The following is a 17,713-nucleotide window of genomic DNA, read 5'->3' on the forward strand; positions in this document are numbered from 1 at the left end:
AGAGTCTGCCGCGCGGGAGGTCTCAGTGAGCAGAGCGTTCGAATCCGCTGAGCACCCATGCCGCAGCGGCACGCCCGGAGGCCGCGAGAGATGCGTGCTGGCGGGCCCACTCGCTGACACGGTCGCTCGTCGTCCGACGGTCCTCGCTGCGGGCCGCGGCGAGCGCGTCCTCCATGGCTCGGGCAACGGCCTCCGGTGTGAAGTCCACAGGCGTCCCGAGCTGGTGGTCGCGCACCATCTCGGCGGCGGCACCCACGCCCGCGTAGATGGACGGCGCACCGCACGCTGCCGCGGCGTAGAGCTTGGTGGGCTTGGAGAAGTCGTAGCCCTTGTACGGAATCACGGAGGCTAGAGATGCCACGGAACCGCGCAGGAACGATGCTGTGCGTGCCGGGCTCTGCACGCCGTGGAACACCACGTTCTGCGGGGTCAGGCGCGCGGCGACCTCCTGGACCCGGTTCAGGTCGGGTCCGCGTCCCAGCACGTGCAGTGTCACTTCCGGGTGACGGGGCAGAATCTGGGCAAGGGCCTCGACGAACACGTCCACGCCCTGCCACTCCGAGATCGAGCCCGTGTACACGAAGTACGGCGCAGGCTCGTCTGCCGCCGGGCCGTCGGGCGTGAAGGTGTCGGTGTCGATGCCGTTCTCCGCCACGAACATCCTGCTCCACGGAGTTCCGGTCACACGATGCAGTTCTTCGCCCATGGACTCCGACACGGTGATCACTCCCCCGGCACGGCGGGACGCGATGGTCTCCGCCGCTCGCATCAGCTGTGTGACGACACCGGGGACATCCATGTTGACCGTCGCCGAGGTCCACACGTCCGGGTTGTACCAGATGTAGGGACGACGCCTCAGGGCGCTCGAGAGCCACACGGCGAGTCCCGTGGTGGGCGGCGGCTCGCTGACCACGATGTCCGCGTCCATGACGAGAAGGCGTGCGAACGCCTGGACGTCGAAGCTCAGGTACTGCACCACGCCCCGCACATAGTCCTCGCTGTTGCGAAGCACGGGAACACGCACGATGTCGTACGGCTCCTTCACCGAGTCCGCGTCCATGGCCTTGGGTGGACGCGTGGTGAGGACGGTGACCTGTGCCCCTTCTGCGGCGAAGCCGCGTGCGAGCGCCGCCAGACGAAATGACGCGGCGGCTGGTTCGGGCAGGAAAATGCGACTGACGATCACGACCTTGCGGGGTTTCATGTCCCACACTGTCTCACGAACGTGCCACGGAGGCTCGCTCGTGCGAGATCCGCGGAGGTGGGGCCGTTCCGTCGCGGGGGGAGCTCCCGCGGGGGCACCGGGGCCGCGCACGGCAATCCCCCTGCACCACCTCCCCTCAATGGGCCTTGGACAGCCGACATCCCACGCCACCCGCCCGACGTCCTCCTGGGCCCTGACCCGCACGGTGTACTGCCGCCATGCACCTGACTCTGCACATCGTCTGGAGCGGGACGCGCACCACCCACACCGCGACCGTCACCGCCGCCCCCGCCAGCGACGGCGCGCAGCTGGCTGCCGAGCTTGCCCGGCTGGTCGGCACCGAGCACCGCGCCACGGTTGAGGGCCGCGACCTGGCCCGGCTGACGGTCGGGGCCACCCCGCTGGTGGACGGCGCCACGGTCGTGCTGCTTCCCGTGACGGACGACCGGGATACCGCCGCCACCGGGCGGCCGGAGGGAGTCGCACGGTGGCACGGACCTCTGTCCACGGTGTCGCCCGGTGCCTCGGACACGGCCACCACGACGCCGGGTGGCGGCGAAAACACGACCACGGTCGAGGTCGTCGAGGGCACCGGGGCGGGCACCCGCTTCTTCCTGACCAGGGGCCGCTGCGACATCGTCCTCCAGGACGACGGGCCGGTCCTGCTGCCCCCGGGCAGCCGCGCCACCTCCGGAGCCGATCTCTCCCTGCTGCTCGACGGCACCGGTCTCAGTGTTCTTCCCACCGGGACCCGCCTCGATTCCGGGGACCGGGTGCGGCTGCGCCGCGGTGGTCGTCTCAGCTGGCTCCGGGTGGAACTGCCCGGAGCGCCGGGGAGCTCGCCGTCCTGGCCCGGGGAGCAGCAACTGCCCCCGGGCATCACCGCGCGGGAGGCGGATCCAGCCCGTCCTCTGACCGTGGACGCCCCGTCCCGCCGCCGTGCCAGGCTCACCATGATCACGGGTGCGCTGCCCCTGCTCGCGGGGATCGGCATTGCGGTGGTCACCCACTGGTGGTTCTTCCTGGTGTTCAGCGCGCTCGGGGCCGTCACGACCGTCGTGGGATGGGTGGGCGAACGGGGCGTTCGCAGGGACACGGGGAACCGGCTGCGGGCCGCACTGGACCGCGATCTCCGCCGGTGCGCGCACGCCGCGCCCTCGGCCGCCGAGGTCCTCCACCGCTGCCGCGCGCTCGCTCCAGACCGTCGTTCCTCGCCAGCAGCCCCCACCGGCTCCGTCACGGGAGGCGCGTTCGCGCCTCGAAGGGCGCCAGGACCCGTGGTGCCCGGCGCCGCCACGGGGGCGGGACACCCGGTGAGCAGTCGTCCGATAGGAGAGCCGGACCGGGCGGCCGCGGCACGCTGGGTCCGCCTGGGTCACGGGGCGCGGGCCGGCAACGTGTCCCGGGCGCAGGGTGTACGCGTGCGGGAGGTGTGGCACCCCAGCGCACCCGTGATCGTGGACCTCGCGGCGCTCCCGTCACTCACCCTCGCCCTGGAGCACCCACGGGCCGTGGGGGTGCTCAACGCCCTGGCGGTCCAGCTGTTCACCGGCCCCGGTGCGTTGGGCCGCCTCGTCGTGTCCCCGGGCCTCGGCTGGCAGGCCCCTCTACGAGCGGAGACTCCTGCCGAGTCGGATTCCCCGCCGCAGGACGACCCACCGGGCACCGCAGGCCTGGAGGTGCTCACGGCGGACGACGCCCGCACGCGCCCGCAGCACCCCGATCTGCTGCGCGTGGTCGTGGCCCGCGCGAGCGCGCACGACGACGGGGAAGCCGTCCTCGCCGGAGCAGGTGCGCAGCTGCGCCTCACCACCCGCAGGTGCGACGCCGTGCCGGGGCTGTCCGGGGAGGACCAGCGGTTCAGCATCGATCTCGTCCCGGACACGGTGGGCTGCGAGCAGGCCGCCCGCGCGGTGGCCGCCTGGAGTCGCGTGTCGAGCGCGGGGGCCGGAACGGCTGGCGGCCGGTTGCCCCGCCGTCTCGGATCGCACGAGCTCCTGGCTCTCACGAACGACGCCGCCACCCTCCCGGCGCCGCGCGGCTCGGTGCCGCACGGATCGGTGCCGCACAGCCCGGGCGCGCAGCGTGGCGCCCAGACGCACCCCCTGGGCTCGGACGAGTCGCACGACGCTGTCTCCGCGAACACCTCGTGCACGAGGGCGGGGCGCTCGCTGGCGGCGGCACGCCCGGCGAACGTGCTGGGAACCGCTTTCGGTGTGTCCAGAGCGGGGGTCGAGCGCATCCAGCTGAGCGATGAGCACCCCCACATGCTGATCGCCGGAACCACGGGATGCGGAAAGTCCGAGGTGCTGCGCACGATCGTGGTCGGCCTCGCCGCGCAGTGCCCACCGCACCGGTTGGAGTTCGTCTTCATCGACTTCAAGGGCGGCGCCGCCCTGGCACCCCTCACCGGGCTGCCCCACCTCACCACACTGCTCACGGACCTGGGTGCGGACGAGATCCGGCGGGCGCTCGTGTTCCTGCGCTCCGAGCTGCGACGCCGCGAGCTGGTCCTCGCAGCGCACGGGCTGCGGGACATGGCCGAGGTGCTGGGGCGGGGCGCCGACACCCCGGCGATCCGGGAGCTGGTCGTGGTGGTGGACGAGGCCAAGATGCTGACGGATGCGTTTCCGGAAGCGGCACAGGAACTCGCGGTCGTCGCGACCGTGGGACGGTCCCTGGGGGTCCACCTGGTGCTGGCCACGCAGCGACCCCAGGGTGCCCTGCCCGCGGACGTCCGCGCCAACGTCACCCAGGCGCTCTGCCTGCGCGTGCGCACGGAGCAGGAGTCCGTGGACGTCATCGGGGGCACCCAGGCGGCCCGCATCCCGTCCGGGCTGCCCGGCCGGGGATACCTCGACCGCGGAGACGGACCCGCTGTCGAGGTGCAGGCAGCCGTGCTGACTCGAATGCGGCCACCCGCTCCCCAACCCCCTGTGATCACGTTCACGGCCTCGGCGCCCGACCACGGGCCGCCGCAGGTGGCTCAGCCTGCGAGTCCTGCAGCCTCCGGGCCGGCTCCGGATGTGGCGGCAGCAGTGCGTGACGTGGCCGATTCCTGGGCCTCGGCGAGCGCGGACGGGGCACTGGCGCACCTGCCCGACGATCCGCAGGGTGCTCCAGGCGGCAGCCGCGCGGTGCCACCGACCCTGCCCGCGACCGCGAACGCGCTCCCCAGCGGCGTCGGTGACGCCGTGGACCTGGGTCCGGCGGAGGACCCCGCGGAGCACTGGAGCGGGCGCGCCGCGTGGCGGCCGTGGGAGGACGGGGCCCTCGCGCTCATCGGCCGTCCTGCCGCCGTGCACGGCTGGTTCTCGGCTCTGCTCCGGCGCTGCGCCGCGCTCGCTCTGCCCGGCGCCTCCGCTGCGCACCCCGTGGCGCTGTACGTCATCACGGCGTCGGATCAGGCGCTGTACGGGGTGGCCAGCGCGGAGGGCGTGGCCGCGCACCCGGCGCTGCGGGGATGGGCACGAGCGGACGAGCCGGGTGACGTGGCGCACCTGCTCGAGATGCTCCGCGCCGGGCTGGGCGGGCAGCACGGATGCGTCCCGGGCACCCGGCCCCGCGCCGTGCTGGCCGTGGAGGACTGGGACCGCTGCTGCCAGCACTTCCGGGCGGGGTCCTGGGCGCATCTGGAGGACGACGTCCTCGCCCTCGTCTCCACCGGCACGGCCCGAGGGCTCTCCGCACTGGTCACCGGCGACCGGGCCCTCGCGGCGGGCAGGGCCTCCCACGTCGGCCCCAACCGGCTGCACCTGCCGGAGGGGCAGAGTCCGGATGCGCTGCTGCACTGGCCGCGCCTGCCGCCGTTCTCGGCGCGTCCGGGACGCGCCGCACTGAGCGGGCCGGTCGCGGACCGGTGTGCGCCGGGGTCCGCTGCTCCCCGCGCGGAGCGGATGGCCGTGGTGCAGCTTGCCGGTGGCGACGACGCCGCATCGGCCGGTCCCGCACGACGACCGGATCCGCGCCCGACGACGACCGCGGCGTCGGACCCCGCCCTGGCGGTCGAGCCACCTGGCGCTTCCCACCCGTGGCCGGCCGCGTTCCCGCTGCCGAGCTCGTGGACCCCTCCCGTCCCGCGTTCCACGGGTCTCGTGCTGGGCGTCACCCGCGACGGGTCCCCGCGCTGCCATCCGTGGGGCCCGGGGTCCACGCTCGTCGTCGCGGGCCCGGCGCGCAGCGGACGCAGCAGCTTCCTGGCCGCCGCCCACGCGCACCTGGACCCGGACACCGCGGACGCCGGGGCCGCGCACCACCGACCGAGCACGTTGCGCCACGACGTGCTGCGCCCGGTGCTGCACAGCGCGGAGGACGTCCATGCCCTGCTGCGTCGCCTGGAGGGGGTGCGGGGCCCGACCACCGTGGTCCTGGACGACGCCGACCGCCTGGCACCCGACGTCGTGCGGGCGCTCGCGGCGGCATGGACAGGGAGACCCGACACTGGCTCCGCGTCCCGAAAGGCTCACCCGGCACCGTCGAGACCCACGGCAACGGCTCCCCGTGCGGAGGCATCCGGTTCCGGCGGATCCGCACGAAGTTCCCGCGCGGCGGAGGCTGACGGGGACGGCCTCCCGCTCCACGGTGCGGACTCCGCGCCCCCTCCCGCCGAGGAGGCCTGGCTGCTTCCGGGTGTGCGGCTGATCGTGGGCATCCAGCTCACGGACTCCCCCGCGACCACGTTCCCACCGCTGCTGACGTGGCGGCACAACGCAGACGCCCTGGTCCTGAGACCCCGCCGCAGCTTTGACGGGGACACGTTCGGGGCCTCCTTCACCGGACAGTCCTTGGGTGGGCCGCCGGGACGGGGGTTCTGGGTGCACCGGGGCACCGTGACCCCCCTGCAGTGCCCCCTGCCGCCAACCGGTTCTTGAGTGAGGGGGCGCACCTCCGACTCTTCCCGGTGACGACGCGGGCCGGACGAACGTCGTGGCGTGCCACCACGTCGTGCCCGGCGGACCTGGGGCGGTGACTCACCAGCGCCATCCGGCAGCTGGGGCGGCACCCAGCCCCGGACAGCCCGGTGGGCAGGCACCGACAATCGCGGACGGGGGATGCGACCCTGGCCGCGCACCGGGATCTCAGCGGGCGGCGTCGTCCCGGGTGCGGTGCATGAACGCGACGGTGGGCGGGGCGAACAGGCACAGGATCGTGACCACGGCCACCACCGCGAGCGCGATGCCCCACCCGCCCAGTGCCACCTGCAGCAAGGACAGCCCCACGACGAGCAGGAATGCCTGGGAGACCAGGACGGCCGCGCGCGGCCAGCGCAGACCGCCGAGCACCCCGCGTGCCGCCGCGGCGAGCCACAATGCTCCACCCACCAGGACCACGGACGCGAAGACGATGCCGGCAACCGGCAGGACGTGGCCCGTGAAGAGCGACACGACGAGACCCACCGCCATCACGAGCAGCGCGAGCGACTCCAGCGCCACCAGCACGGCGATGACCGTCGCGGTCCAGGGTCGGGGGCCGGGTGCCTGTGTGGTGGAGCGGGACACCGGGGGGTTCATGGCGGGCCTTTCGGAAGGGGAGCTGGACACGTCCACTGTAGTGAGAGCACCCCCACCGGTGCCCCGGCATGCCCCGGGCAGCCACGGAACCGGGCGGATACGGGCCCCGGGTGTGATGTAGCGCTCAGACTCTTGTTTACGCTGTGTTTACGTGGGAAAGTAGTGACAGATCCCCAAAGGCCCGATCTCACGGGCCTTTTCTGTGTCATGGCCAGGTTCCCCCACGCGGCTGGTCGCCGCGCTCCCCCCGGGTTCCCGCGGACCGGCACACCACGAATTCCTGAAAGGAGCGGTGTCATCGTCATGGACTGGCGTAGTCGCGCAGCTTGCCTGGAGAAAGACCCCGAACTGTTCTTCCCCGTGGGAAACACGGGCCCTGCCCTCCTGCAGATCGAGGAGGCCAAGGCCGTGTGCCGCACCTGCGAGGTCATGGACACGTGCCTGCAGTGGGCCCTGGAGTCCGGTCAGGACGCCGGTGTGTGGGGCGGGATGAGCGAGGACGAGCGCCGGGCGCTCAAGCGCCGCGCCGCCCGCGCCCGTCGCGCTTCCTGAGGTCCGCACGCACGTCCAACGGCCCGTGATCCGCCACCCGGTGGAACACGGGCCGTTCGCGTATCCGGCCGCAGGTGGGCCCCGTCATCTCCGCCCGGACGCTGGCTGGCGGAACCGGGCCGTGATGACCACACTCGTTCCGCCCTGCTCCGCGGACTGCCACCGGATGCTGCCGCGCAGCTCACTGGCCACGAGGGTCCGCACGATCTGCATGCCCAGCCCCTCGCCCTCGGCAGGGGGACGATAGGCGCTCACGCCGGACTCCTCGATGACGGTGGCCCCCATTCCGCTGCCGTCGTCCTCGATGGCGATATCCAGCACGCGATCGGTCTCCCCCGTCTCCGTGGTCTCGTCCTCGAGGTGGCGCACGGACAGCGCCACGGTGCCGTCCCGGTCCCTGAGCCCGTGCTCCACGGCGTTGGCCACGAGTTCGTTGACCACGAGGGCCACGGACGTCGCGCTCTTCGAGGGCAGGCGGCCGAACGAGCCGTGGACCTCCGTGCGCACGCGCTGGCCCGCGGAGGCCGTCTCCACCGCGAGCTTCACCTGGTGGCGCATGAGCTCGTCGAAGTCCACGTCCTCGGAGATCTCGTGGGAGAGGGATTCGTGCACCCGGGCGATCGAACTGACCCGGCGCATCGCCTGCTGGAGCCCGTTGCGTCCCTCCTCCGAGTGCATGCGGCGCGACTGCAGCCGCAGCAGTGCTGAGACCGTCTGCAGGTTGTTCTTCACCCGGTGGTGGATCTCACGGATGGTGGCGTCCTTGGACACGAGCTGCAGGTCTCGCCGACGCAGCTCGGTGACGTCCCGGCACAGCAGCAGCGCCCCCGTGCGCTCCGAGCCCTGGCGCAGGGGGATGGCACGCAGGGTCGCCGAGGCCTTGACCCCCGAGAGCTCTGCCCGCCACGGCATGGTGCCCGCCAGCACGGGCGCCAGGGTCTCGTCCACCCCGGGGGCCGTGAGCGGGAGCTGACGAGCGACCCCCAGCAGGTTCTGCCCGGTGAGGTCTCCGCGAAAGCCCAGGCGCCGGAACGTGGAGAGACCGTTGGGTGAGCAGAACTCCACCACTCCGGAGGCGTTCAGCCGCAGCATGCCGTCCCCCACGCGCGGGGCTCCCCTGCGGGAGTCGCTGCGCACCGCGAAGTCCGGCCACGTCCCCTGGTTCGCCATGCGCAGCAGGTCGGCGGCCGATTCCCGGTAGACCAGCTCCATGCGGGAGGGCAGCCGTTCACGCTGCGGATCCGTGGTCAGGCTGACCACGGCGATCGTCCGCTTGTTGCGCACCAGTGGGACCAGCGTGACGGAGCGGGAAGCGAGGTTCGACCACTCCGAGGGCCCGGTGCGCTCGATCCGCCGGTCGATCCACGCCCGGCGCAGGGTGCCCGCCGCCGGCCCGTCCACGAGCTCCCCGACCAGGTCCTTCTGGTAGGCGGTGGGTCCCGTGGTCGGTCGGGCGTGGGCGAGCACCAGGAAGTCCGTGCCCTCCTTGGGGATCGGCTGGCCCGTGGGGCTCTGAGCGGCGGCCACCACCTCCTGGGGGAAGCAGAGCAGCAGATCCCCGAAGCCCAGGTCCGCGACGAGCTGCCAGTCCCCCACGAGCAGGTGGAGCCACTCGGCGTCACCGGCGTCGAAGTCCGCCACGCAGCGCAGCGGATCGGTGAATGCCATGTGCGGCCGCCTCTTCTCTCAGTCCCGGCGCAACCACGCGCCCATCCGACGCCCCAGCCTAGTGCCCGTCCCACCGGAGGTCGCCGCGCCCGATGACGCGGCGGACACGGTCTCGCCCCGGCGCACCGCGAGCGCGAGCGCGGTGATCTCCTGGCGCAGTGCACTGCGGGGCGCCGTCTCGGCGAGCACGGCTCCCGCAAGCAGGGCGGCGTCGCACACCGCGGGGTCCCACGGCAGCGTGTGGGCGATCGGGTGCCCCGGGGAGAAGCGCTCCCACGCCTCGGTCACGGCGGCGCGGGCGGCGCGCCCGGTGGCCGCGGGACGCAGCTTGTTCATCACCACCAGCACCGCCGCCTCGGGTGCCGCATCCTCGAGGTCCGGGAGGGCCTTCACCAGGCGGGGGACCCCGAGGGCGTCGGCCGCGCCCAGGGCGAGAACCGTGTCCGCCGCCGCCACGGCACTCAGCGCCCCGGCATTGCGGCGCGGAGCCAGGAAGTCGGTGCTGATCTCCTCGTCCGCCTCCAGCGGGGAGGAGACGTCCACGACCACGAGGTCCCAGACCTGGCGGGCGCGTTCGAGCACGAGCTCGAGCGCCGACGCCCTCAGCTCGGGCCACCGGTCATGGCGCGTGAGACCGCTCAGCACCGCCACGGATCCGCCGGCCACGGAGACCGGGGTGGCGCAGCGGCGCAGGGCGTCGGCGTCGAGCCTCCCCTGGTCCGCGAGCCGGCAGGCCTGTGCGAGCCCCGCGGCCTCGTCGAGCATGCCCAGACTCGCGGCCACCGACGCCGCGTAGGTGTCCGCGTCGACGAGCAGCACGCGCGCGCCGTGCAGGGCAGCCTCGGCCGCGAGGTTGATCGAGACCACGGTGCGCCCCGGCGCCCCGGCGGGTCCCCACACCACCACGAGGCGTGGCTCCTCCTCGTCGTCGCCCGGCGCCGCACCCGGGTCCCCCGCCGGGTGCCACGGCTCGCTCTCCCCGCCGTCGTCGGCGCTCTCCTCGGCACCGTCAATGGCGGTGGGCGGCACCGGACCGGTCCCGCGACCGGCTCCCTCGGCGTGGCCCCGGGATCCCCGGGCGCGGGCGACGTCGCCCTGCCGCACCTCCACGGTCCGCGCGTCCTTCCCACCCGGTCCTGCGGTCCGGGACCCGTCCGCGGCACCGGGGTGTCTCGGCGGCTCCGAGCCGGGAGCGCCCGCTTCGTCCCGGGCCTCGTCCCGGAGCTCTTTCCGGCCGCGGGGCCGCGGTGGGTCCTGCATGGCCCCGAGGATCCGTGCCGTCAGCTCGGACCCCGTGACCACCGCGGGCACGGACCCCACGCCGAGCTGGGACAGCCGCAGGTCGTCGTGGCCCTCCACCACCAGTACCCGCAGGCCGCTGCTCGCGAGCTGGTCGAGCAGCGACGCCGTGAGGTCCTCGGCGCCCTCCGCCACGAGCGCCAGCTGCGCCATGCCCGTGTGCGCGCACGCGAGCAGCTCGGAGAGCTCGAGGCAGCGCCGGACCACGGTCACCTCCCCGTGCAGCCGCTCGAGCCGCTCCACCAGCTCCCACGTGCCGGACCCGAGGGTCACCACGGAGATGCTCACGAGCCGCTCCCCGCGGTGTTGGGCACCAGGGTCACCTTCGCGTCGTTGCCGAGGGCGTCCACGAGCGGTGCCACCTGCGACGGGGTGACGAGCACGTGCACGGTGACGCCCCCGGAGCCGCCCAGTGCGGTGTCGGTCGTCTCGACGCGCGCGATCTCCGCCGCGGTGACGAGCTTCTTCGGCTCCACGTACCCGCGTCCGCTGGGCTTGGGCTTGGCCACCCAGACGTCCACGTGCGCCCCCGGATCGGCCTGGGACGGAAGCGGAGTCTGCAGGGCGATGCCCACGGAGGTCCGGTCCAGGTGGTCGGCCGTGCCGATGGATGCGGCGGGGACCAGCTGCCCCCGCGACACCCGCTGGGTGACCACCGCGTCCTCGTGCAACGGCTGCGTTCCCGGGATGTACTGGGAGGAGGTCTCCTGCAGGTGCGCGTCCACGGTGGTGAGATCATCGGCGGTGACCCGCTGGCCCACGGCAAGGTCGGTCGCGGCGGCGTAGTAGGGCTCGTTGCGGTTGGCGGCGGCCACCAGGAGGATCACCCCCAGCACGGAGAGCAGCACCAGCAGCATCCCCACCAGAAGCCTGGGATCCCGCCACGACGGCTTGCGGAAACGGGCGGCCGACGCACTCGAGTGCGCGGACCGCTCCGGTGTTGCCTGACGTCCCATGCTCCGTGTCCTTCCCCGTGCCCGGCCCCGCCGGTTACCCACGAGTGTGCCGCGCCGGGGCCTCGGGCAGAAGCATGACGCGCGTCATGTGGACACAGGAGGCCACGGCTCCATTCCTCGCTCCACATGTTGACAAGCAGCTCCTGCCCTCATCTCGTGGGACACTGGGAAGGGTAACCACCTCATCTCGCAGTATCCCGCCCCAAAGGACGTGAAGCACGACCATGTCGCAACAACGATTCCTCACCCTCGCGGACGTGGCCGAGATCCTGTGCATCTCCGTTCCGCAGGCCAGGGCCATGGTGCGCTCCGGAGAGCTGCCCGCCATCCAGGTGGGTGGCCGCGGCCAGTGGCGCGTGGAGAAGGCCAAGCTGGAGGAGTACATCCAGCAGGGGTACGAGCGCACCCAGCACGCCGTCCGAGAGGGCACTCTGCAGTGACGACCTCAGCCCGGGTCCACTGACGAGACCAGTGCCACGGCCTGGAACGGGACGGTCCGCACTCCCGTGACCGCCGTCCGGCGGCGGAACTGGTCCTCGGGGTGCACCGCCAGGTCGAAGAAGTCCTGGCCCACCGCGTCCACCGTGCCCTCGAGCTCGCCCTGGCTGCCCCGTTCCCGCAGCGCCACCCGCACGTGCACGCGAGCGGTGCTCAGGGCCCGCAGCACGTGACCCATGCCGAGCCGGCGGACGGTGGACTTTTCGGGGAGCACCTCGAACCGTCGCGGCAGCCCTTCCCACCACACCACCGAGTGCAGCGGCACCAGGTGCTGCTGGTGGCGTTCGCGCACCACGGCCCAGCCCGCGCCGACGTCCACGAGCTCGCCCTCGAGCGTCTCCCCGTGGGCCGGGCGCAGCCGCACCGTGGATTCACGGTGCGCGGCCAGGCGCTCCAGCAGACTGAGCCTGGCCAGCTCGGCGCGCGCCGTTTCCACGGCCTCCTGCTCCACCTGGCTCATCCGGGCCCGTTCCAGCTGCGACTCCATGTCCTGGAACAGCTCGTCCCACCGCATGCTGATCTCCTTCCCATGGCCGCCGTGGGCGGCGCTCGGTGAGCTCTCGCGAACCGGCATCGCACCGGCGACTCGCCCGCGAGCTGCGCCATCGCCCCGATTCCGAGGCTCTGCCGGCACCGCGCCACACACTACGGGGGCGTGACGTCGCCCCACAGCCGCACTCCGGCCGGGTTGCATCCGTATTCATGGGTCATTGACTCGAGGCCTCGGGCACCGGATGATCTAAAAATGTCAAACGACATCAAACAACACGTTTCGGAGTCAAATATGAGACTTCATTCCCTCAGCCCCTCCACGACCTCCCGCCGGTCAGCCGTTCTGTGGTCCGGCGTTCCCGTGCTGGCCGCCGTCACGGGTGTGCTGGGGCTGCGCTGGAGCGCGCAGCTGAGCGCCGCCGGGGCCCTCGATGCGCAGGAACTGTCCCTGGCCGTCACCGCGGCGGCAGCCTGCCTCGCGGTGGCCGCCTGGTGGCTCGGTGGTCTGGTCATGGCCGGGGTGGCCCTGGTGGCGCACCGGCTCCGGTGGCGGGGCGCGGAGCGCTGGGCGCGGCGCCTCACCCCCGCGCTCATCGCCCGCACCACCGCCGCCCTCGTGGGGGTCCAGCTGGTCACGGTCGTCCCCGCCCACGCCGCAGACGCCCCCGTGGACCCGTTCTGGGGTCCACCGACCACGGGCACGGAGCAGCTCGCGCCGGTCGACGACGTCGTGCCCGCACCGGGCGACGCCGCCGTGCAGCCGGACGTCCCCCCGGTCCCGCAGCCCGAGTCGGCCAGCGGAGCCCCGGGCAGCCCCGATACCGGTGCGGAGGGTCCGGGCTCCTCCGGGTTTCCACACTCGCCGCACCCCCCGCGCACGACGACGCCCGCTCCCCTGCCGGAGCGCGCACCTGCACCGGAGCGGGTGGTCGACGGCTCCGTCACCGTGGTCCGCGGCGACACCCTGTGGGACCTCACGGAGCAGCTGCTGGGTGCGCGGGCCACGGACGAGGACGTGTGCCGGCACCTGGGCTCCTGGCTGGAGCTCAACGTCCTGGAAGCAGACGGGGACCTGATCCGTCCCGGGCAGCAGCTGCGGGTACCACCGCAGCTGCTGGGAAGCGCGGGAGTTCCCGGATGACCGCTTACCCCGCAGCCCCGGGGTCCGGGCAGCGCCGCCGCGTGCCGCCCCGCTCCGTCCCAGCCGCCCGCGAGATCCCGGGCCGACAGCCGGGGCACTCCGACCTCTCGACCGAATGCACCGCCCCACCCACCAAGGAGCACGCCATGAGCATCACCGTCCCCGCATCGACACCCCGCACCTCACCGGGCGGCTACACGTGGCGGCAGGACCGTTCGGCCGCCGCTCTCACCGGGCGCAGCGAGAGCGAGCGCGTGGGCGCGATCGCCCGCAGCATCGGTCAGGCCGCGGTGGAGATCCTGGCCGGAACCCGGCCCGCTTCCCAGTTGTCCCGGTGGACCGAACCCAACGTGGTCGAGCGGTTCACGCAGCGTGCCGCAATGCTGAAGCTCGTGCAGGAGCAGTGCCCCGAGCGGCGGGACCTCTTCGAGGTGCACCGTGCCGCCCGCGTCCGCCGGGTCCGCGTGTGCAGCCCGGCCCCCGGCTGCTACGAGGCGTCGCTCGTGGTGGAGGAGTCCACCCGCGCTCGGGCCGTGGCGCTGCGCATCGAGCGCTCGGCACGGCAGTGGCGGGTCACCCACCTCGAGGTGGGGTGACCCGCCACGGCGGCACCGGTCTCAGCGGCGCTTGCCGCGCCTGGCCTTGGAGCTGCTCTTCGCCGATTTCCCGCGACGCTGCGCCCGGTTGGAGGCAACCTCCTCGGAGTTCTCCGAGATAGCCGCGGTCGCGGTCTCGCCCTCCGCCGCCGCGGAGCCTGCGTCGTCCACGGAGTCCGCGTCGTCCTGCGAGCCGGTGGCGTTCGAGGAACCGGCACCGAGAGAGCCTTCCCGCTCCACGGCTGCCGTGGGCGTGCCGTCCTCGTCCGGGGCGGTGTACTTCAGGAACGCCGGGCGCTGGGGGGCGCTCAGCTGCACGGCCCCACCGTCCGCTCCCGTGCGCTGCTTGCGGACCTCCAGGTGGAACAGAGTCACCACCGTCTGCTCACGGATGGCTGCCATGACGTCCTGGAACATCGCGTGGCCCTCCCGCTGGTACTCCACCAGGGGGTCGCGCTGGGCCATGGCCCGCAACCCGATACCCTCCTTGAGGTAGTCCATCTCGTAGAGGTGCTCGGGCCAGCGCTGGCCGATGACCGACAGCAGCACCCGGCGCTCCAGGTTGCGCATGGCCTCGGAGCCGAGTTCCTCCTCGCGCTCCTGGTACATCACCCTGGCGTCCGAGAGGATCTGCTCCTGCAGGAACTCCGTGGTCAGTCGCGGGAGCCCACCCGCCTCCTCCGTGACCTCCTCGGGGCTCAGGGACACGGGGTAGATGGCCCGCAGTGCCTCCCAGAGGCCGTCCAGGTCCCAGTCCTCGGGGTGGCCCTTGCCGGTGCGCTCCAGGACCACGGAGGAGATGACCTCCTCCGTGAACTGTCGGATCTGGTCCTCGATGTCGTCGCCCATGAGGATCCGCTTGCGATCCTTGTAGACCACCTCGCGCTGGCGGTTCAGGACGTCGTCGTACTTCAGCACGTTCTTGCGCTGCTCGGCGTTGCGCCCCTCCACCTGGTTCTGGGCGTTCGCGATCCCGGAGGTGATGAGCCGCCCCGTGACGGGGACGTCGTCCGGTGCGATCGCCATGAGCCGCTGGGCGGCACCGGGGTTGAACAGGCGCATGAGGTCGTCGGACAGCGACAGGTAGAACCGGGACTCCCCCGGGTCACCCTGACGCCCGGAGCGCCCGCGGAGCTGGTTGTCGATGCGGCGGGACTCGTGGCGCTCGGTGCCCAGGACGTAGAGCCCACCGGCCTCCAGAACCTCGTCGTGCTCGGTCCGGGTGGCCTCCTCGCAGGCCTCGAGCACCTCGGGCCACCGCGCCTCGTACTCCTCGGCGTCCCGCTCCGGGTCCAGTCCCAGCTCCGCCATCTTCTCCACGGCGTTGAACTCCGCGTTGCCGCCGAGCATGATGTCGGTGCCGCGCCCCGCCATGTTGGTGGCCACGGTGACCGCGCCCTTGCGCCCTGCCTGGGCCACGATCGCGGCCTCCCGGGCGTGGTTCTTGGCGTTGAGCACCTCGTGGCGCACTCCGCGCTTGGCGAGCAGCCGGGAGAGGTACTCGGACTTCTCCACCGAGGCCGTGCCCACGAGCACGGGCTGGCCCTTGCCGTGGCGCTCCTCGATGTCGCGCACCACGGCCGCGTACTTGGTGGCCTCGTTCTTGTAGACCACGTCCCGCTTGTCCTCGCGCGCGATGCCACGGTGCGGGGGGATGGCCACCACGCCGATCTCGTACGTGTTCATGAACTCCGCGGCCTCGGTCTGGGCGGTGCCCGTCATGCCGGAGAGCTTGTCGTACAGGCGGAAGTAGTTCTGCAGGGTGATGGTGGCCATCGTCTGGTTCTCGGGCTTGATGTCCACGCCCTCCTTGGCCTCGATGGCCTGGTGGACGCCCTCGTTGTAGCGCCGCCCGGCGAGCACACGCCCCGTGTGCTCGTCCACGATCTTCACCTCGCCGCCCGAGACGATGTAGTCCTTGTTGTTGCGGAACAGCTCCTTGGCCTTGATCGCGTTGTTGAGGAAACCGATCAGCGGGGTGTTCCGGGACTCGTACAGGTTGTCGATGCCGAGCCAGTCCTCGACCTTCTCGATGCCCGGTTCGAGCACACCCACCGTGCGCTTCTTCTCGTCCACCTCGTAGTCGGTCTCCGGGGAGAGGGTCTTCACCACGGTCGCGAACTCGCGGTACCAGCGGTTGGCCTCCCCCGAGGCGGGGCCGGAGATGATGAGCGGGGTGCGGGCCTCGTCGATGAGGATGGAGTCCACCTCGTCCACGATCGCGAAGTGGTGGCCCCGCTGGACGAGCTCGTCCTTGGTCCACGCCATGTTGTCACGCAGGTAGTCGAAGCCGAACTCGTTGTTGGTGCCGTAGGTAATGTCCGCGGCGTACTGCTCGCGGCGCACCGAGGGTTCCTGACCTCCCAGGATCACCCCGGTCTCCAGGCCCAGGAAACGGTAGACGCGGCCCATGAGGTTGGCCTGGTACTCCGCCAGGTAGTCGTTGACCGTCACCACGTGGACGCCCTTGCCGGAGAGCGCGTTGAGGTACGCCGGGGCCGTGGCCACCAGGGTCTTGCCCTCACCGGTCTTCATCTCCGCGATGTAGCCGAGGTGCAGCGCCGCGCCGCCCATGATCTGCACGTCGAAGTGGCGCTGGCCCAGGGTCCGGGACGCCGCCTCGCGCACAGCGGCGAACGCCTCGGGCAGCAGCCGGTCGAGCGACTCGCCGTCCGCGATGCGCTCCCGGAACGCGTCCGTCTCTGCCCGCAGCTCCGCGTCCGTGAGCTCCTTGAACCCGTCCTCGAGGCTGTTCACGGCGTCCGCGTACGTCCTCAGTCGCTTCAGGACGCGCTTGTCGCCCGTGCGGAGAACCGTTTCCAGGAATGACGCCACGTGTGTTCGCTCCTCAGAGATCATTGGTGGGCACCGGGCAGAACTGAGGGTGCACCGCCGAACAGTGTACGTGAGGGAGTCCGAGCGGTCCCTCACAGCGGAGCGGGCCCCGCGACGTGGTAGCAGGGCCCGCTCGTGACTTGGTGCGCGTGTGGACGCGCGTCAGGGGTGGCTCAGGAGTCCGCGGTGGAGGTCTCGGACTGGTAGGCCCGGACCTTCTCCTCCTCGGCCCGTCCGTCCTGGCTCAGGCTGATCACACCGTACTCCCAGCCCTTGCGGCGGTAGACGGCGGACGGTTCCCGGGTCTCCCTGTCCACGAACAGGAAGAAGTCGTGGCCCACCAGCTCCATCTGGTCCACGGCCTCGTCCACCGTGATCTGGTGGGCGGGGAAGCGCTTGCGGCGGATCTCCACGGGGGTGGGGGTGTCGCTCAGGGGGTACTCGGTGTCGAAGGCCTCGTCCTCCGCGGCGGACAGCGCCTGCGGGGACTCGAAGCCCGTGAACGATCCGGTGGTGGGAACCACGGGCAGCGATCCCGTGGCCTCGTGCACCGCGACCGGCTTCTGGTGCCCGGCGCGGTGGATCTTGCGGCGGTCCCGGGCCCGCCTCAGCTGCTCCACGAGCTTGCCGTAGGCCTCGTCGAACGCGGCGAACTTGTCGTCACTGCGGGCCTCGGCCCGCAGCACCGGTCCGCGGCCGACCACGGTGATCTCCACGCGCATGCCCTGGTGGCCGGAGGCGCCGTTGTCCTTGGTGACTTTGACCTCGATGGATTGGACCTTGTCGCCGAGCTGCTGGAAACGCTCGCTCTTCTCCTCGGCGTACTCCTTGAATCGGTCCGGCAAAGTGACGTTGCGGCCCTGGATGTTCAGTTCCATGAGACCCTCCACATCTTGAGGATGACGCGGGATGTGCTGCTCTCCCACACGGGACACCTTCATTGCTTCCCGTGGTCCAACGCT

13 protein-coding genes are annotated in these 17,713 nt (G+C 72.1%); 5 read left to right on the forward strand and 8 right to left on the reverse strand.

The genetic code is table 11. From position 1 onward, the window contains the following. Nucleotides 1-22: 22 nt before the first annotated feature. Nucleotides 23-1,204, reverse strand: coding sequence for a glycosyltransferase family 4 protein (locus AABM36_RS10050; RefSeq protein ID WP_029603138.1), 1,182 nt, complete (start codon nt 1,202-1,204; stop codon nt 23-25). A 218-nt stretch (nt 1,205-1,422) separates the two neighbouring features. Between AABM36_RS10050 and AABM36_RS10055 the strand changes: the two genes are divergently transcribed. Further along, a complete protein-coding gene (locus AABM36_RS10055; RefSeq protein WP_039101780.1) occupies nt 1,423-6,075 on the forward strand; it encodes an FtsK/SpoIIIE domain-containing protein in 4,653 nt (1,550 codons plus the stop codon). A gap of 207 nt (nt 6,076-6,282) precedes the next feature. Here the strand turns inward: AABM36_RS10055 and AABM36_RS10060 are convergent, their stop codons facing one another. Beyond that, nucleotides 6,283-6,714, reverse strand: coding sequence for a hypothetical protein (locus AABM36_RS10060; protein WP_019309412.1), 432 nt, complete (start codon nt 6,712-6,714; stop codon nt 6,283-6,285). 303 nt (nt 6,715-7,017) lie between these two features. Here AABM36_RS10060 and AABM36_RS10065 point away from each other — a divergent pair, with 303 nt between their 5' ends. Beyond that, nucleotides 7,018-7,266, forward strand: coding sequence for a WhiB family transcriptional regulator (locus AABM36_RS10065; protein WP_019309413.1), 249 nt, complete (start codon nt 7,018-7,020; stop codon nt 7,264-7,266). Nucleotides 7,267-7,350: 84 nt separating this feature from the next. On the opposite strand, the gene AABM36_RS10070 is transcribed toward AABM36_RS10065, so the two are convergent. From AABM36_RS10070 to AABM36_RS10080, 3 genes are read right to left on the reverse strand one after another with little or no spacing between them, the layout of a single operon-like run. Then, a complete protein-coding gene (locus AABM36_RS10070) occupies nt 7,351-8,934 on the reverse strand; it encodes a sensor histidine kinase (RefSeq protein ID WP_019309414.1) in 1,584 nt (527 codons plus the stop codon). A gap of 18 nt (nt 8,935-8,952) precedes the next feature. Then, nucleotides 8,953-10,521 carry an AAA family ATPase gene (locus tag AABM36_RS10075; RefSeq protein ID WP_019309415.1) on the reverse strand — a complete coding sequence of 523 codons (1,569 nt, stop codon included), beginning with the start codon at nt 10,519-10,521 and terminating at the stop codon, nt 8,953-8,955. Beyond that, a complete protein-coding gene (locus AABM36_RS10080) occupies nt 10,518-11,189 on the reverse strand; it encodes a hypothetical protein (protein WP_029603139.1) in 672 nt (223 codons plus the stop codon). Before AABM36_RS10080 ends, AABM36_RS10075 begins: the two co-directional genes overlap by 4 nt. Before the next feature lie 224 nt (nt 11,190-11,413). Here AABM36_RS10080 and AABM36_RS10085 point away from each other — a divergent pair, with 224 nt between their 5' ends. Continuing rightward, nucleotides 11,414-11,629, forward strand: a complete 216-nt coding sequence (locus tag AABM36_RS10085) for a helix-turn-helix domain-containing protein (protein ID WP_019309417.1) — start codon at nt 11,414-11,416, stop codon at nt 11,627-11,629. Nucleotides 11,630-11,634: 5 nt separating this feature from the next. Here the strand turns inward: AABM36_RS10085 and AABM36_RS10090 are convergent, their stop codons facing one another. Next, on the reverse strand, nt 11,635-12,201 hold the full coding sequence (locus AABM36_RS10090) for a hypothetical protein (RefSeq protein ID WP_019309418.1): 567 nt from the start codon (nt 12,199-12,201) through the stop codon (nt 11,635-11,637). 270 nt (nt 12,202-12,471) lie between these two features. Here AABM36_RS10090 and AABM36_RS10095 point away from each other — a divergent pair, with 270 nt between their 5' ends. Then, nucleotides 12,472-13,320, forward strand: a complete 849-nt coding sequence (locus AABM36_RS10095; RefSeq protein ID WP_158217860.1) for a LysM peptidoglycan-binding domain-containing protein — start codon at nt 12,472-12,474, stop codon at nt 13,318-13,320. Between the two features lie 146 nt (nt 13,321-13,466). Next, nucleotides 13,467-13,916 (forward strand): Rv3235 family protein, encoded by a 450-nt coding sequence (locus AABM36_RS10100; protein WP_019309420.1) that lies wholly within the window; start codon nt 13,467-13,469, stop codon nt 13,914-13,916. A 21-nt stretch (nt 13,917-13,937) separates the two neighbouring features. Here AABM36_RS10100 and secA read toward each other — a convergent pair whose 3' ends face one another. Next, entirely contained in the window at nt 13,938-16,751 is a 2,814-nt protein-coding gene (gene secA, locus AABM36_RS10105; protein WP_019309421.1) for a preprotein translocase subunit SecA, read from the reverse strand. Between the two features lie 173 nt (nt 16,752-16,924). Continuing rightward, a complete protein-coding gene (gene hpf, locus AABM36_RS10110; RefSeq protein WP_019309422.1) occupies nt 16,925-17,629 on the reverse strand; it encodes a ribosome hibernation-promoting factor, HPF/YfiA family in 705 nt (234 codons plus the stop codon). Between the last annotated feature and the right edge of the window lie 84 nt (nt 17,630-17,713).

Source organism: Kocuria sp. KSNUG, from assembly GCF_049532735.1.
GTDB classification, from domain to species: Bacteria; Actinomycetota; Actinomycetes; order Actinomycetales; family Micrococcaceae; genus Kocuria; species Kocuria rhizophila.

Coding starts and splice junctions, on each gene's coding strand:
- AABM36_RS10065 (WP_019309413.1), top strand. CDS start 7,018: ATGGACTGGCGTAGTCGCGCAGCTTGCCTGGAGAAAGACCCCGAACTG.
- AABM36_RS10055 (WP_039101780.1), top strand. CDS start 1,423: ATGCACCTGACTCTGCACATCGTCTGGAGCGGGACGCGCACCACCCAC.
- AABM36_RS10080 (WP_029603139.1), bottom strand. CDS start 11,189: ATGGGACGTCAGGCAACACCGGAGCGGTCCGCGCACTCGAGTGCGTCG.
- AABM36_RS10090 (WP_019309418.1), bottom strand. CDS start 12,201: ATGCGGTGGGACGAGCTGTTCCAGGACATGGAGTCGCAGCTGGAACGG.
- AABM36_RS10050 (WP_029603138.1), bottom strand. CDS start 1,204: ATGAAACCCCGCAAGGTCGTGATCGTCAGTCGCATTTTCCTGCCCGAA.
- hpf (WP_019309422.1), bottom strand. CDS start 17,629: ATGGAACTGAACATCCAGGGCCGCAACGTCACTTTGCCGGACCGATTC.
- AABM36_RS10070 (WP_019309414.1), bottom strand. CDS start 8,934: ATGGCATTCACCGATCCGCTGCGCTGCGTGGCGGACTTCGACGCCGGT.
- AABM36_RS10095 (WP_158217860.1), top strand. CDS start 12,472: ATGAGACTTCATTCCCTCAGCCCCTCCACGACCTCCCGCCGGTCAGCC.
- AABM36_RS10060 (WP_019309412.1), bottom strand. CDS start 6,714: ATGAACCCCCCGGTGTCCCGCTCCACCACACAGGCACCCGGCCCCCGA.
- AABM36_RS10100 (WP_019309420.1), top strand. CDS start 13,467: ATGAGCATCACCGTCCCCGCATCGACACCCCGCACCTCACCGGGCGGC.
- AABM36_RS10085 (WP_019309417.1), top strand. CDS start 11,414: ATGTCGCAACAACGATTCCTCACCCTCGCGGACGTGGCCGAGATCCTG.